A 15,868-nucleotide genomic window follows, 5' to 3' on the forward strand; every position below is an offset into this window, starting at 1 on the left:
CTTGATACTACTTGGGTATAATGCAGGGCTTAATTTGATTATTTTTAGATTGCTAGCGGCTTTATTTGTATTGTGGTGACCTGTTTTTTAAATCACACGCCTTAAAACAAATAAATATAACCGTTTAAGCCTTTTATCTGACAGGAAAACTATGCGCTCTATATATTGCGGACAGCTAAATAAAACTCACGTAGATCAAGAAGTTGAACTATGTGGCTGGATCAACAAACGACGTGACCTTGGTGGACTTATCTTTGTCGATTTACGCGATAGAGAAGGTTTAGTACAAGTTGTATTCGACTCTGACATTGAAGAGTTAATGAGTTCTGCTAACACACTTCGCCAAGAATTTTGTGTTCAGCTAAAAGGTACTGTACGTGCACGCCCTGATAGCCAAGTAAATAAAGATATGGCAACAGGTGAAATTGAAGTTTTAGGTACTGAGCTTACAATTATTAACCGCTCTGAACCGCTTCCACTTGATTTTAACCAAGTAAACTCAGAAGAGCGTCGTTTAAAATACCGCTACTTAGACCTACGTCGTCTAGAAATGAGTGACCGTATTAAATTACGTGCTAAAGCAAGTAGCTTTGTTCGTCGCTTTTTAGATGAAAACGGCTTTTTAGACATCGAAACACCTGTACTAACTAAAGCAACGCCAGAAGGCGCACGCGATTACTTAGTGCCAAGCCGCGTTCATAAAGGTAGTTTTTACGCTTTACCACAGTCTCCACAGTTATTTAAGCAATTGTTGATGATGTCGGGTTTTGACCGTTACTACCAAATTGTTAAATGTTTCCGTGATGAAGATTTACGTGCCGATCGCCAACCAGAATTTACCCAAATAGATATAGAAACCTCGTTCATGAGCTCTGATCAAGTACGTGGTATGACTGAAAAAATGATCCGCGAGATGTGGCAAACATTGTTAAACGTTGATTTAGGCGATTTTCCAATCATGCCTTACAGCGAGGCAATGAGCCTTTACGGTTCTGATAAGCCAGATTTACGTAACCCAATGAAGTTAGTTGATGTTGCAGATTTAGTTAAAGACGTAGAGTTTAATGTTTTCTCAGGTCCAGCTAACGACGAAAAAGGTCGCGTTGCTGTATTAACTGTACCGGGTGGCGCTAAGCTTTCTCGTAAACAGCTTGACGATTACACTAAGTTTATTGGTATTTACGGCGCTAAAGGTATGGCGTGGATGAAAGTAAATGACCACACTGCAGGCGCTGAAGGTGTTCAATCACCAGTGGCTAAGTTTTTAAGCGAAGACGTAATTACTAAATTACTTGAGCGTACTAATGCTCAGTCTGGCGATATCATTTTATTTGGTGCCGATAAGCGCAACACAGTAAATGAAGCAATGGGCGCACTGCGCGTTAAGATTGGTGTTGACTTAGAAATCACTAACCTTGATAGCTGGGCACCACTTTGGGTTGTAGACTTCCCAATGTTTGAAGAAGATGACGAGGGCACATTACATGCTGTGCATCATCCATTCACTGCACCAAAAGATATTACTGCAAGTGAGCTTGAAGCAAACCCTGCTGCAGCTATTTCAGATGCCTACGATATGGTATTAAACGGCTACGAAGTGGGTGGCGGTTCGGTACGTATTCATAATGCAGATATGCAAGAAACTGCATTTAGAATTTTAGGTATTAACGAGCAAGAGCAACAAGACAAGTTTGGCTTTTTACTTGATGCACTTAAATACGGTACACCACCACATGCTGGTTTAGCATTTGGTCTTGACCGTTTAGCAATGCTTTTATGTGGTACCGATAACATTCGTGACGTTATTGCTTTCCCTAAAACAACACAAGCGTCGTGTTTATTAACTAACGCGCCTAGTAAGCCTAATATGGATTCGTTAGCTGAGCTTGCAATTAGTGTTGTTGAAAAAGCGATACACCTAGCGAAGAGTAATTTTTATTTAGCTTATTGAGCTAAATTTAAAAACCCTTAAGTTATATGCTTAGGGTTTTTTGTGGTTAAATTTGCAGCAGAGTGTATTTTAACCGAACAGACGAAAAAGGAATTATTATGTCGATCAATGCAACCTTATTTGGTGAGTTCTTAGTTTTTTTATTGTGCTGAGTATTCCTATTTTTGCTGTAATTAGCTACAAAATAGGTAAGCGTAAAAGTACTATGCCGGGGTTTTAGCTTTTGTGGGTGGCTGTTTAGCGCTATTTCCACTATTTGCTTTGATTTTTATTGCAGTGCTTGCGCTTAAAAAGATTTACCTAAAAATAGCGTCTATGCCCATTAAAAACTAGGTTAATAGTGTCAATTTCAAATAATAATCACTACTTCGACGAGCAATTTAATGCTTTGCAGCACGAAGAGCAACTAACTGAAAATTCTGAGTTTGAAGAGTGCACATTTACCGATTGCGACTTTTCAGGCGGGCAGTTTAAAAATTGCCGGTTTATAGAATGCAGTTTTAAAAACTGTAATTTATCGTCACTTAAATGGAACTACAGTTCACTTGAAAATGTAACTTTTAGCCACTGTAAATTAAATAGTCTGCAATGGACTGACGTGGATTGGCCAGCGCTTAGTATTAACGCACCGGTGAGTTTTAATTATTGCGAGCTCAGTAATAGTTCTTTTTTGAATTAACCCTCAAAGCCCTCAAATTAACACACTGTTTTGCCAAAAATGTTGATTTTAGACACGCTGATTTAAGGGGTAGTGAATTTACAGGAACAGATTTTCGCGATAGTGAGTTTTTTCAAACTAACTTAACAAAATGTGATTTTGTAGGTGCTACAGCATTTAATATAGATTTGAATAATAATATTTTAGCGAATGCTAAGTTTGATCGCTTCGAAGCACTAAACTTGCTTACCAGCCTTAATATAGAACTATGTGATTAATTTAGTTTAATATGATTACATATCTAGAAGCGGCAGCTTGGCTGGGCTTCTAGATACTGCGTGACTATGTAATTAACGGCTAGGGCCATTTTTATTACGTGCACTGGCAAGCTGTCTTGCGATTTCTAATAACGCAGGTGAAATATCTTCAGCGCCATCTTTAATTAGTTTTGTAACGTCACCTGATGAAAACAAACCGTCACGTGGTGATTTAATACCTAACTCACGAACAAAATCCTTCGTTTTACCTGTGCTGCCTGTTTCAATAAACTTAAAAATAATACGTTCATTGTTGTTTTTAGCAGGGGTTTTTAGTGTTTCGATTTCGTCATGTATTGCCGTTAGTTTGTCTTCTAAAATTTCTATACGTTCTTGAATGCTATTGTATGATTTCATTTATTGATCTTTTACTAAATATATTTAAACAATGGCGGCCATTATCGCATAGTTTGACAATAGAGAATGCAAACCTATAAAGTAAAAATTATTTTTAATTAAAAACAATAATTTATATAAGTTTAAATATGCAAAAAACACCTAAAAAGCTTTTATGTTTAAGCGCACTAGCTCTAAGTGCATCAGTTATAAGCACATCAGCAATAAGCGCAACAAGCTATGCAAACGATGGCGTTATAACTGATGAAAGCCGCAATCGCACTATTGCTATTAATATTACATTGCCAAGTAACAATGCTAAGTGTACAGCGCAAGCAAAATGCTCTGTAGCGTTTATTAACGCAGGTTACGGGATTAGCCATAACGGGTATACATTTGCCAGTAATGCGTTTAATCAGCGTGGATATTTAACAATAGCCGTTGCACATGAGCTAAAAAGTGACCCTGATCTTAATCGTGAGCAGCCTTACTTAACAACTCGCATGGAAAACTGGCATCGTGGCGTAGTAACGCTTAAGTTTTTAGTTAATGAGCTATCGAGTAAATACCCAGCATACGACTTTACAAAACTCACCTTATTTGGGCACTCAAACGGCGGGGATATTTCCGCATTATATGGCTCTATTTATCCAAACGAAGTTAGCCAAATTATTACGCTTGATCATCGCCGCATGTTGATCCCGCGCAATAAAAACATTCGCGTACTTACTCTACGCGGTAGTGATTACCCAGCTGATGCGAATGTGCTGTTAAACGATTCAGAGCTGAATAAGTTTCCTGTTACGCAAATAATGATAGAAAAATCGCATCATAACGATATGTACGATGGCGGGCCAAAATGGCTGGTGGATAGAATGAAAAAGAAGTAGAGGGATTTTTAGATAGTAAAAATTAGGTTTATAAAAGTTAAATCACAGCGCAGTGTTACCTGCGCTATATTAATTTCACGGCAGTTATTCTACCAGTTCACTTACAATAACTGGGTTATTGTGTAGTGTTTTATGCACTGGGCATTTGTCGGCTATTTCGAGTAAACGCTGACGCTCTGGCTCAGTTAAGTCGCCACGTAAGGTGATTTTACGGGTAATGGCTTCAAGGTTACCGGTTTGCTCACAATCGTCGCAATCTTTGTTGTAATCGCGAGTGTGATCAAGTTCTACTTTAAATCGCTCCAGTGGTAGTTTTTACGTGTAGCGTACATACGTAGTGTCATGGCCGTACAGGCACCAAGCCCCGCTAATAAGTGATGATACGGATCGGGGCCTAAGTTTTTACCGCCTACTTTTATTGGTTCATCTGCAAGCCAAGTATGATCTTTTGTACTTACGTGCTGAGTAAATACATGGTCTTTTTCTTCAACAAGTACATTTCCACCCGTTAAACTTGCCGTGTATTTAGTTTTTTGTCGTACTTAACATAACGGTTTGCCCACGTTGCAATTATTTGTGCAGCGTAGTCGGCATCATCGTTTTTATTTGTTAAAAGGTGATCGGCGTTATCTAGGCTAATAAAGCTTTTAGGATGCTTAGCTGATGCATAAATTTTTTCAGCTTCACTAATATTTACAGTCGCATCAATAGGGGAGTGCATTACTAATAATGCGCGCTTAAGTTTACTAATATGGCTTTTATCGTACTTGGCTATATCGTCAATAAATTGCTTTTTAATGGTAAATTCACGACCAGCTAAGTTAACTTTAGCTTCACCTGCTGCGTTAATTTCATCAAGGTGTGCTTCAAAGTTATGCGCTACGTGCTGCGCGTCTGACGGTGCGCCAATGGTTGTAATAGCCGATACTTCAGGAATATGCTCAGCAGCAGCAAGAACGGCTGCCCCGCCTAAACTGTGGCCAATGAGTAGTTGCGGCGGAGCAAAATGCTCACGTAAATGATTTGCCGCAGATACTAAATCTTGAATGTTTGATGAAAAGTTACTGTTAGCAAAGTCGCCATCACTATTACCTAAACCGGTAAAGTCGAAACGTAGTACGGCGATACCTTGTTGTGTGAGTGCACGGCTAATCCGTGTAGCTGCTGCAATGTCTTTACCGCATGTGAAGCAGTGTGCAAATAGCGCGTAAAACTTAACGTCACCAGAGGGAAGTTCAAGTTGGCCGGCAAGTTCTAAATCGCCGCTTTTAAAAGATACTTTTTGTCGCATGGGGAGCCTTATTTACACAAATAAAATATATTCTAATAGTAGACCAGAGATAGTTACTAAACCTTGCAAATTCAACGTTTTTTATTAGTTGATCTTGATCAAGCAAAGTGACGGTGACTATGTTTTGCGGACATATGTCCTTATGTTTTTGAGGTCATTTGTCTATCCTCACATAGCGCTATAATGAAGGCTTTGCTACTTTATATAAGTAATTTAGCACTATTAAAAGCAACTCACTTCACACAACCTATTCACTGGAACGTACAATGCAATTACCTACTGTTGATTATAAAGCTCCCGATGCGGCTGCACAATTTGTTGAATCGTTAAGAAATACTGGATTTGGCGTTTTTAAAAAACCACCCAATCCCACAGTCTTTAGTTGAGTCTATTTACAAAAATTGGCAAGACTTTTTTAACTCAGAGCAAAAGCACGACTTTTTATTCTCTAAAGAAACTCAAGACGGTTACTTTCCGCCTTCAGTATCTGAAGTAGCGAAAGGCTTTACAATAAGACATTAAAGAGTACTTTCATGTGTACCCTAAAGGTCGCGTTCCTGCCCAGCTTGAAGCTGATGTACGTCAATACTACCGTTTAGCAAGTGAATTTGCTGGCACATTATTAAGCTGGGTTCAGGCTGAAGCACCAGCTGATGTACGTGCTAAGTTTTCGATTGATTTAAAAGACATGATTGCCGATTCTGAGCAAACATTGTTACGTATCCTACATTACCCACCAATGACGGGTGATGAAGAGCACAGTGCTATTCGCGCAGCAGCCCATGGCGATATTAATTTATTAACTGTATTACCAGCTTCTAATGAGCCTGGTTTACAAGTTCAAAAAACAGATGGCGGTTGGTTAGACGTGCCATGTGATTTTGGTAGCTTAATTATTAATATCGGCGACATGCTACAAGAAGCGTCGGGCGGGTATTTCCCATCGACAATTCACCGTGTAATTAACCCAACGGGTAAAGCATCTACTAAATCGCGTATTTCATTACCGTTATTTTACACCCGCATCCAGATGTTGTGCTTTCAGAGCGCTACACGGCTGATAGCTACTTGCAAGAACGTTTGCGTGAGTTAGGTGTTAAGTAACTCTAATACTTAGAGTAATTCAGTATAAACAAAAAACGGCTTATGGCCGTTTTTTGCATTTTTAAACAACTTGAGCACAGGTTTAATTTTATTAAGCTATGCTCAATTGCTCGCAACGTAAATAATGGCATGCATTCTTAGCTACTACAGGTATAATGCGCGCAACTGGCTAACGTAGCCTAATTTAAAAGAGAGTTTATATGAGTTTTGAAGGTTTAGGTTTATCACAGTCTTTGGTTAATGCGGTTTTAGAAAAGGGCTATGAAACGCCAACGCCGATTCAGGCTCAAGCAATTCCTGCAATTATTGAACGCCGTGACGTTATGGCAGCAGCGCAAACAGGTACAGGTAAAACAGCGGGTTTTACATTACCACTTATTGAGCGCTTGTCGTCGGGTCCTAAAGCTAAAAGAATCACGTACGTACGCTTATTTTAACGCCTACACGTGAACTTGCTTTGCAAGTAAGCGAAAACGTTGAAGAGTACGCTAAGCATTCTGATGTGAGCTCATTTGTAGTTTACGGTGGCGTTAAAATTAACCCACAAATGCAGCGTCTTCGTAAAGGTGTTGATATTTTAGTAGCAACGCCGGGTCGTTTAATCGACTTACATAATCAAAATGCAGTTAAATTTGATAGCGTTGAAGTGCTTGTACTCGATGAAGCTGACCGCATGTTAGACATGGGCTTTATTCACGACATTAAACGCTTAATTGCTAAAATGCCTGCTAAACGTCAAAACTTGATGTTTTCGGCTACATTTTCAGATGAAATTCGAGCATTAGCAAAAGGGTTAATTAATGACCCAGTTGAAATTTCAGTTGCAGCAAAAATACCACTGCAAAAAGTGTTACTCAGTGCGTTTACGCGGTAGATAAAACACGTAAAACAGCATTGCTAAGCCACTTAATTCGCACTAACGATTGGCAACAAGTATTAGTGTTTAGCCGTACAAAGCACGGTGCTAACCGCTTAGTTAAACAAACTTGAACGCGATGACATTGTAGGCGCGGCTATCCATGGTAATAAATCACAAGGCGCACGTGTTAAAGCACTTGATGGTTTTAAAAGTGGTGAAGTACGCGTATTAGTAGCAACAGACATTGTTGCACGTGGTTTAGACATTGTTGAATTACCGCATGTTGTTAACTACGACTTACCAAACGTATATGAAGATTATGTTCATCGTATTGGCCGTACAGGCCGCGCTGGTGCAACAGGTCATGCGATTTCGTTTGTAACGGTTGATGATGCTGTTGATTTATACGGTATTGAACGCTTTATTGGTGAGCTTATACCACGTGCTGAAGAAGACGGTTTTGAGCCTATTAATCCAGTAGCTGAACGCGCATTAGATGCTCGCCCACTGCCGGCTAAAAAGCCTAAGAAAAAGCAGCCTTTTAATAAGCCTAAATCTGATAGCAGCAAGCCCTAACAGTAAAAAACCGAACAATGGTGGTAATGGTACCGGCCCACGCCGTGGTGGTTCTAAAAAAAGCCAGCTGCTAAAACAGATGACAGCGCGCAAAACCCATGGGCAAAGCGTGAATCTGTTGGCGGTAATGGCCAACGCCGTCGTCGCACAAATAACGATTAATCATTATTAATGATTATATTGGCGTTTAATTAATTTAGTTAAATGCTGATACAAAAAACGCGCTACTTCTTTTGAATAAATAGAAGTAGCGCGTTTTTTATTGCCTGTAATTTGTCATTAGCTGATTAAATAGTTAATACCAAGCCGACAAATAAAGTCACACTTACGCTAAGTAGTGTGCCGAGCATAACGTACTCGGTAAGTTTTTTATCTTTGCTTGCACTTAAATCACCAAACCTAAATACCGACTTTGCGGCAAGTAAAAAACCCAGCCCTGCAAATTGGTCAAGCAATATAAAGCTCAGCATAAGTACGCGTTCCAACATACCTATGTTTGCCCTGCAAGTGGTAAGCTACCAGTACTTGAAAAGTTACTTGTTAAACGCTCTAACATCATTCTTATAAATACTGCGCTGGGACTCAAAATAATTAAATAACCGCATACCACCCACAGTATGTTGGGATCAGTGAGCATATTATTAATTGCAGCCATAAAGCTACTGTTATCAGTTAGCCAAATACTGAGCGCAATAATAACGAGTATGTGCGCTATTTGATCTAGTAAAAAGGCACCACGCCTTTATTAGAATACGATTTAGCTATATCAATAAAGTAATGGCTCAGCATAATGCTCGCCGTGGCAATTAAAACACTGCTTAGTTGCTGCCACCCGAATGTGTATTCCCACAGGGTAATAATGAGTGCTTGTTTGTTACATGCACTAGTACATGAAAATAAAGCTTACTGGCTTTAAAGTGACGGGTATTTCTGTCGTTTACCCAACTCATAGGTTGCCAGTAAAAATCAGCGAGTAAGTGGCCAATAATAAGCGCGACCAGTAAAAGTGAAAATTCCATTATTCACCTCCTTTAATTATATTTTTATAACGTGTTGTGTGTGCTTAATAAAGCGCTCTATAAGTTGGTAGTGCGCTAAATTTAGTAGTTTGGTTACGTTTTCGCGACTTGTTTTAAGCTCTTTAGCCAGTGCCGCGTGGCTGTTGTCTGGTGATGTTAAATAGACGTACAGGGCATTTGCTTGTTTTTGTGTGATTTTAGTGAGCAATACGTCGGCAAAAGCTAAATTAAGATTTAAGCTTTCATCGAGCTGCTGCTCGTTAATATTAAAAACAAAGCGTTGATTGCCTATTTTATCAAGGCCTTGCCCAGAAAGAGTAAAAGCAGAACCGGTTGCTGTTTTTATATCGCTGCGTGGGTTATCTATTTGCCCAAGCGCCAAGCTTTGCCGTAGTTCATAACCTGACGATTTAAGGTGTAAATATACAAGTATGGCATTTTAAAAAGGAGCTCAGGATTATTAACTTGTAACTGAAAGGCATCGCCTCGGTATATATTCCAAAGGGTTTGCTCACACTGAAATGTTTCGCAAACTTTGCTCTAGTTGATAAAGCATGGCATCGTATTGCTGCTTAGGGATTGTTTGCGATTTAATAATATCGCCGCTGATCACACCAATCATAAAAATCTCAAAATGGTTACTTTTAATATGTAACCAATATTGGTTACATAAGGGCATGTAACTAATTTAGGTTACTTAAATATAAATTGCAAGGTACACTTATTTTATAACGTTACTTCTATTGCTATTAATCCTCACTAGGACACTAAATGACTTTACAAAACGAGCAGCAAAGCACGAAACCACGGGTCGGTATTTTTGTTGATGTGCAAAATATTTATTACACGTGCCGTGAGAGTTACGGGAAAAATTTTGACTACAATGCGTTTTGGCGAATGATGGAGGCGCAATACAATATTGAGTGTGCTTTTGCGTATGCAATTTATCGAGGAGATGAAAAGCAAAATCAGTTTCAAAATATTTTGCGTGCGATTGGTTTTGACGTAAAGCTAAAGCCATTTATTCAACGCCGTGATGGAAGTGCTAAAGGCGATTGGGATGTAGGCATAACAATAGACATGTTAGAGCAGGGTAAAAATCTTGATAAAGTTATTTTGCTTTCTGGCGATGGTGACTTTGCTTTGTTACTTGGGCATTTAAAAATCAATATAATGTACCGTGCGATGTATACGGTGCTGACAGGTTAACTGCTGAGGTATTAAAACAAAGCGCAGAGCAATTTCATTTAATTGATAATACTTTGCTACTTTAACAGTAAAAATAGTTAAAAAGTGCAAGCTAAGTGCCTGCAACATGAGAGATTTTTAATAAAAAGCCGTATAGATGAATTAAGCCTTATATAGGCTTTTTTTATTACTGTAATCAATTGGGTTTGCTAAATGATTATGGTAATTTTAAAGCATAACGAGTTACCAAGGACTTACATGCTTCATTACAGCAACATGCCACTAGATAGAGGCTCAAATTTTCGTAAAGACCCATCGTGGCTTAAAGCGCAAATGTCGGCGCAAAGTAAATGGGTTTTAGTTAAAAATAATCAAACCCTATTTATTAAAGATACCCCTAAAGTAAGCTATTTAACGTATCAACAAGTGGCACATTTAGATTTAACGAGTGCTATTTTTGTTGGTTTAAACAATGCTAAACATGGTGTGTTTGCATTGGATGTTTCTGATCTGGATGAAAGCGTACTTTCGCCTTTAATAGAGGGCGCTCAGTTTTTTGATATTCGCCAATATGGGCCTCAAGTAACCATTAAATATGCCTCAATAGCCGCCCTTGCGAGAGGGCTATGTTATTGGCATGCCACGCACCGTTTTTGTGGGCGCTGCGGTAGTAAAAACCGTTCAGTGGAAGCCGGGCATTCTCGTGTATGTGAAAACGAAAACTGTAAGCATCCTACATTCCCGCGCACCGATCCTGCGGTAATTATGGTCGTTACTAAAGTCTTTGCTGACGGAGTAGAACGCTGTTTATTAGGTCGCCAAGCTGCGTGGCCCACTGGTATGTATTCATCGCTTGCTGGATTTGTAGACCCGGGGAGACACTAGAACAAGCTGTTGCGCGTGAAGTTAAAGAAGAGGCAGGCATAGAAGTTGATAACGTACGTTATGTTGCATCTCAGCCATGGCCGTTCCCATCGTCAATTATGCTTGGCTTTTTGCACAGGCGACATCTGAGCAAATTAACGTAGATAAAGAAGAGCTAGACGATGCAAAATGGTTTAGTCGTGAAGACTTAGAGCAATTTGGTAATTGGCACGAAGAAGGCGAGCATTTAAAGCTGCCTAGAACCGATTCTATCTCTCGTTATTTAATTGAGCATTGGCGCACAAACCCTTAAGGATTAACAATGTCGAGTAAAAAAGTAATAAAACACTCAGCTGGTATCATCAGGGCGAAAAAACCTATACACATGGCGTAGTAAATCCCGTTGTACAGCGTGCATCTACCATTGTATTTGATACTGTAGCCGATTTAAAAGAAGCAGCTAAAACCCGTGGCGATAAAACGTTATTTTATGGGCGCCGAGGAACAACAACACACTTTGCGCTACAAGAAGCGATTACAGAACTTGAAGGCGGCGAAGGGTGTGCATTGTGTACCTTGTGGCGCTGCGGCGATCAGCCAAGTATTTTTATCGTTTTTAAAAACCGGTGATCATATTTTAATGGTTGATAACGTGTACGAACCAACTCGCGATTTTTGCGATAAAATTTTAGTGGGGCTGGGCATTACAACAACCTATTACCCGCCAACCATTGGCGCAGGTATTAAAGATTACATTCAGCCAAATACTAAAGTGTTGTTTTTAGAATCTCCGGCTCTATTACGATGGAAGTGCAAGATGTGCCCGCTATGGTAAAAGTAGCCAATGAGCACAACGTAATGACCATGCTTGATAATACCTACGGTAACGGTCTGCATTATCGCCCGTTAGAGCACGGTGTTGATATTAGTATTCAAGCTGCAACAAAGTATATTGTTGGCCATTCAGACGTGATGATGGGGGTGGCTGTTGCTAATAAAAAGTATTGGCCAACCTTGCGCGAAAACTCATACTTACTAGGGCAATGTACCAGTGCTGATGATGCGTATTTAGCACTTAGAGGCCTGCGTACAATGGGTGTGCGTTTAAATCAACATGAAAAAGCAGCAATAGAAGTAGCTAAATGGCTTGAGCAACATGAGCTTGTTGATCATATTCGACACCCTGCATTTGAAAGCTGCCGGGGCATGAGTTCTTTAAACGTGACTTTGATGGCAGTAATGGATTGTTTTCATTTGTTATGAAAACCGGCAATCAAAAAGCGATTGATGCATTTTTAGATAGCCTTGAGCATATTAAAATGGGCTTTTCGTGGGGCGGTTTTGAAAGTTTGGTAACGGCTAATTTAACCATGAAAGGGTTGCGCTCAAATACAGGTTGGGATTTAGGCCCGGTTATTCGCTTGCATATTGGTCTTGAAGATGTTGAAGATTTAATTAGCGATTTAAGCCAAGCACTTGAGGTTTATAAGCAGCATTTATAATTTATATCGCAATTTATGCTGTTACATTTAAATGTATTGTTACAAAGCTCACCATAGGTGGCTTTTTTTTTTTTGCTGGTAATTCAAGGTGTTTACACTTAGTGTGGATAAATACACAGAAAATAAAAAGTCATTAAGGATAGTCAATGGCAACACCATTACCGATAAACGTAGGGCGATTAACGCAAATAGCGGGATTTGAGCTTGTACGTATGTTTTTAACAAAACGTGGACTTATTGCATTAGCAGCCTTTGCATTGGTGGCTAATAATACTGCGCTACCCAATAGGGCAGGCAGTAGGCATTGTAAGTGCACCCGATTTTGAGCAAATAGCCCGTGATATATCAGGCTCCATTGGTTTAAGTAAGCTGCTTGATTGGCCTGAGGCCGAATTTGCTATGTACTGGTTAATAGCCTTATATAGCTTTCCCGTTTTTGGTTTATTTATTTGTAGCGACCAAACGGTAGGCGATAGAGAGCGCGGCACACTAAGGTTTTTATCACTGCGCTCCACTCGCTTTGAAATACTGTTTGGCCGTTTTTAGGGCAGCTAGGAGTATTAGCATGTTTGGTGGGTATAACGCTTGTAGCTACACTCGCGGTATTGGGTTTTAGAGAGCCAAGTTTACTGGCTGGTTTTGCCCGTGCGCTTTCTATTTTTTTATTATTAGTTATTCTGTGCCCATTTGTAGCACTAATGACGTTAATTAATACGTTTGCTCGCTCATCACGTTTATCTATTGTATTGGCAATTTTATATTTTGCAGCAGGCGGTATTGTAGTTGGTTTATTGCAATGGCAAATACCCGCATTAGGCCTGCTTGATTATTTATTTCCGGGTGTGCAAATAGAGCTATTAGCGGGGCAAAATTTACCATTATTGAGCGCTGTGGCTATTCCCCTTGTGCAAACTGCGGTATTACTAAGCGTTGCTCAAGGTATTTTTGCAAGGAGCTCACTATGAGACCATTAATTACAGCTAGCGGTTTGAGTAAATCGTATGGTGCAAAACTTGCGCTTAATAATGTGGACTTTGAAATTAACAAAGGCGCGCCAGTGGCACTTGTTGGGCCAAATGGTGCGGGTAAAACTACCTTATTTAGTTTGTTGTGCGGCTATATTGCGCCAAGTAAAGGCAGCCTTGAAATATTAGGGCACAAACCTGGTAGCGCTGCTTTATTTAATAAAGTAAGTGCATTACCGCAAGATGCACAACTTGACCCCCGTTTTAATATAGATAAGCAACTCGCCTTTTATGCAAAGCTACAAGGTATGGGGGCAAAGCAAAGCCAAACTGAGGCGCTACGTGTACTTGATTTAGTTGGCTTAAAAGAAATTGCAAAGCAGCGTGCAGGGGACTTATCGCACGGTATGCGCAAGCGCGTTACGATAGCGCAAGCACTTATTGGCGCACCACAAATTGTAATGCTTGATGAGGCAACCGCAGGCCTTGATCCGATTCATGCCAGAGAAGTACGTGAGCTGGTATCAGAATTAAGTGAACAGGCTACATTTATTTTAAGCTCTCGACTTAACTGAGCTTGAGCGACTATGCTCACAGGTACTTCATTTAGATAAAGGCGTACTAAGCGAGCATCAAACAAAAACTAATAATACAGATAAACACTTTTATACATTAATGCTAAGCGAGGCTTATCAAAATGTTGAGCAACAGCTTCAAGCAATTGCAGGTGTGAGCCGGGTGTATATGAGCCAACATAAAGAATATGTAGTTGAGTATCAGCCAACGAGCGATCCACTTGATATTGCACTACTGAGCTTTTGTCATCAACAACACTGGCAGTACCGGCAGTTAGTTAATGGTCATACGTTAGAGAATCAAATATTTAAACAGGAGAAAGTATAATGGGTTTACTTAGCGGACTTATGGGTAATGCAAGCGAAGTTGACGATTCTGATTTAGAAAAATCCTTGCCAATACATTAATTGACGGCGAGCAAGTAGAAAAAGCATATAAAGTAGTACGTGATATGTTTATTTTTACTAATAAGCGCTTAATCTTAATTGATAAGCAAGGTATGACCGGTTCTAAAATGGAAATGGTGAGTATTGCTTACTCTAAAATTACCAAGTTTAGTAAAGAAAGTGCAGGCCACTTTGACTTAGATGCCGAGCTAAAAATATGGGTTGGCTCAGATCCAACACCAATTAGTAAAGAGTTTAAGTCTGGCGATAATATTAACGATGTTTACCGAATTATTAGCCAACACGCGCTTTAATACGGTACATGTTTTAAGTAGTTGTTGACTAGATGTTGCAACTACTTTAATTTTACAGTTTACAACACTTCCTTACAATTAACTTAATAAATACAACTGGTTAGTTAAGTTTTCATTCAGTTTCCTAACGTTAGCATGTGCCTCGACTTTAGCAATACAGCTAGAGCATAAAAAGCAATGTACATAGGGAAGTCTTACAATGAAAAAATTAGCAGTTATTATTTCGAGCATTTTATTATCTAGCACTGCGGCTGCTGCAGACAGCTATAATTCAATTAGTAACCTAAGCTACAAAAAAATAGCGATAACAACGACACCGTTGCTGTAGATTCTATTTACTACTTATCTCCTAAAAAACTTTAGGTCCGTACGATCAGTTTGAATACATCAATAAACAAACTAACGTATATGGTGGCTACGCTGATGACGACTTTGGCGATTTAACATCGGTTGGTGGTGAATACTTCATTAATGAATTTGTTGTTGGCGCATCTTACGAAAACCTAGACCCAGATTCAGGTTCTAACAGTGAGCTTTATAAACTGACGGGTGGTTACTTTTTCAACCCTGATTTACTTGCAAAAGTAACACTAGTTGAAAACAAAGACGGCGACGATTACGCATTATTTGATTTAGCTTACAACTACATGCTAAACAGCACAGATTACGTAGGTGTTACACTTACATCAGACGACGATTTTGATTACCGTGCAGTTGCTGCTAAATACTTTATTGATTTACAGCAAGGTAACTACCTAACTTTTGAAGGTAAATACGAAAGCATTGATGACGCAGAAAACCCAATGGGGGTAGAAACTAACTACTACTTCTCAAAAGCAACATCTGTATTTGCTAACTACAACAAGCAAGACACTTACAGCTTTGGTGCTCAGCACTTCATCAATAAAAATATTGGTGTAAAGGTGGGTTACGAAAACAACGCTGATGATTCTGACAACGATGCGTACTTTGCTAACATGCGTTTTCAGTTTTAATTAAGTCCCTGATTTAGTTAAAACAAGAGTATTAAAAAGCCCGCTTAATTAGCGGGCTTTGTTGTTTTTAACTTAAA

Annotated in this window: 2 protein-coding genes and 15 pseudogenes; 13 read left to right on the forward strand and 4 right to left on the reverse strand. The window is 39.4% G+C overall.

The window, feature by feature from the left end; genetic code table 11:
- Window positions 1-151: 151 nt before the first annotated feature.
- From aspS to JG479_RS05715, 3 genes and pseudogenes are all read left to right on the forward strand, one after another.
- The gene (aspS, locus tag JG479_RS05710) at window positions 152-1,951 is read left to right on the forward strand and encodes an aspartate--tRNA ligase (protein WP_200220114.1); all 1,800 of its coding nucleotides are present in this window, start codon (window positions 152-154) and stop codon (window positions 1,949-1,951) included.
- Between the two features lie 98 nt (window positions 1,952-2,049).
- A pseudogene (locus JG479_RS20205) lies at window positions 2,050-2,277 on the forward strand (hypothetical protein).
- Between the two features lie 14 nt (window positions 2,278-2,291).
- Window positions 2,292-2,887: pseudogene (locus JG479_RS05715) on the forward strand (pentapeptide repeat-containing protein).
- A 72-nt stretch (window positions 2,888-2,959) separates the two neighbouring features.
- On the opposite strand, the gene JG479_RS05720 reads toward JG479_RS05715, so the two are convergent.
- Complete coding sequence (locus JG479_RS05720) at window positions 2,960-3,283, reverse strand: hypothetical protein (RefSeq protein ID WP_002959968.1); 324 nt, start codon at window positions 3,281-3,283, stop codon at window positions 2,960-2,962.
- A 128-nt stretch (window positions 3,284-3,411) separates the two neighbouring features.
- On the opposite strand from JG479_RS05720, the pseudogene JG479_RS05725 reads away from it, so the two are divergent.
- Window positions 3,412-4,178 (forward strand): annotated as a pseudogene (locus JG479_RS05725) (alpha/beta hydrolase).
- 58 nt (window positions 4,179-4,236) lie between these two features.
- Here the strand turns inward: JG479_RS05725 and JG479_RS20210 are convergent.
- Window positions 4,237-5,443: pseudogene (locus JG479_RS20210) on the reverse strand (bifunctional alpha/beta hydrolase/OsmC family protein).
- Window positions 5,444-5,709: 266 nt separating this feature from the next.
- Here JG479_RS20210 and JG479_RS05740 point away from each other — a divergent pair.
- A pseudogene (locus JG479_RS05740) lies at window positions 5,710-6,547 on the forward strand (isopenicillin N synthase family dioxygenase).
- A 200-nt stretch (window positions 6,548-6,747) separates the two neighbouring features.
- A pseudogene (locus JG479_RS05745) lies at window positions 6,748-8,144 on the forward strand (DEAD/DEAH box helicase).
- A 117-nt stretch (window positions 8,145-8,261) separates the two neighbouring features.
- On the opposite strand, the pseudogene JG479_RS20215 reads toward JG479_RS05745, so the two are convergent.
- Window positions 8,262-9,001 (reverse strand): annotated as a pseudogene (locus tag JG479_RS20215) (DUF3307 domain-containing protein).
- 16 nt (window positions 9,002-9,017) lie between these two features.
- Window positions 9,018-9,623, reverse strand: a pseudogene (locus tag JG479_RS05755) (hypothetical protein).
- A 149-nt stretch (window positions 9,624-9,772) separates the two neighbouring features.
- On the opposite strand from JG479_RS05755, the pseudogene JG479_RS05760 reads away from it, so the two are divergent.
- The 7 pseudogenes from JG479_RS05760 to JG479_RS05790 all read left to right on the forward strand — a co-directional run bounded on the left by JG479_RS05760 (window position 9,773) and on the right by JG479_RS05790 (window position 15,791).
- Window positions 9,773-10,275, forward strand: a pseudogene (locus JG479_RS05760) (LabA-like NYN domain-containing protein).
- 172 nt (window positions 10,276-10,447) lie between these two features.
- Window positions 10,448-11,366, forward strand: a pseudogene (gene nudC, locus JG479_RS05765) (NAD(+) diphosphatase).
- A 40-nt stretch (window positions 11,367-11,406) separates the two neighbouring features.
- Window positions 11,407-12,555 (forward strand): annotated as a pseudogene (locus tag JG479_RS05770) (cystathionine beta-lyase).
- Between the two features lie 146 nt (window positions 12,556-12,701).
- Window positions 12,702-13,520 (forward strand): annotated as a pseudogene (locus JG479_RS05775) (ABC transporter permease).
- Window positions 13,517-14,423 (forward strand): annotated as a pseudogene (locus JG479_RS05780) (ABC transporter ATP-binding protein). Before JG479_RS05775 ends, JG479_RS05780 begins: the two co-directional pseudogenes overlap by 4 nt.
- Window positions 14,423-14,796, forward strand: a pseudogene (locus tag JG479_RS05785) (PH domain-containing protein). The pseudogenes JG479_RS05780 and JG479_RS05785 overlap by 1 nt, the downstream one beginning before the upstream one ends.
- Window positions 14,797-14,995: 199 nt before the next feature.
- Window positions 14,996-15,791, forward strand: a pseudogene (locus tag JG479_RS05790) (putative porin).
- Window positions 15,792-15,868: the final 77 nt, after the last annotated feature.

This window comes from Pseudoalteromonas sp. LC2018020214 (genome assembly GCF_016598755.1).
Lineage (GTDB): Bacteria > Pseudomonadota > Gammaproteobacteria > Enterobacterales > Alteromonadaceae > Pseudoalteromonas > Pseudoalteromonas distincta.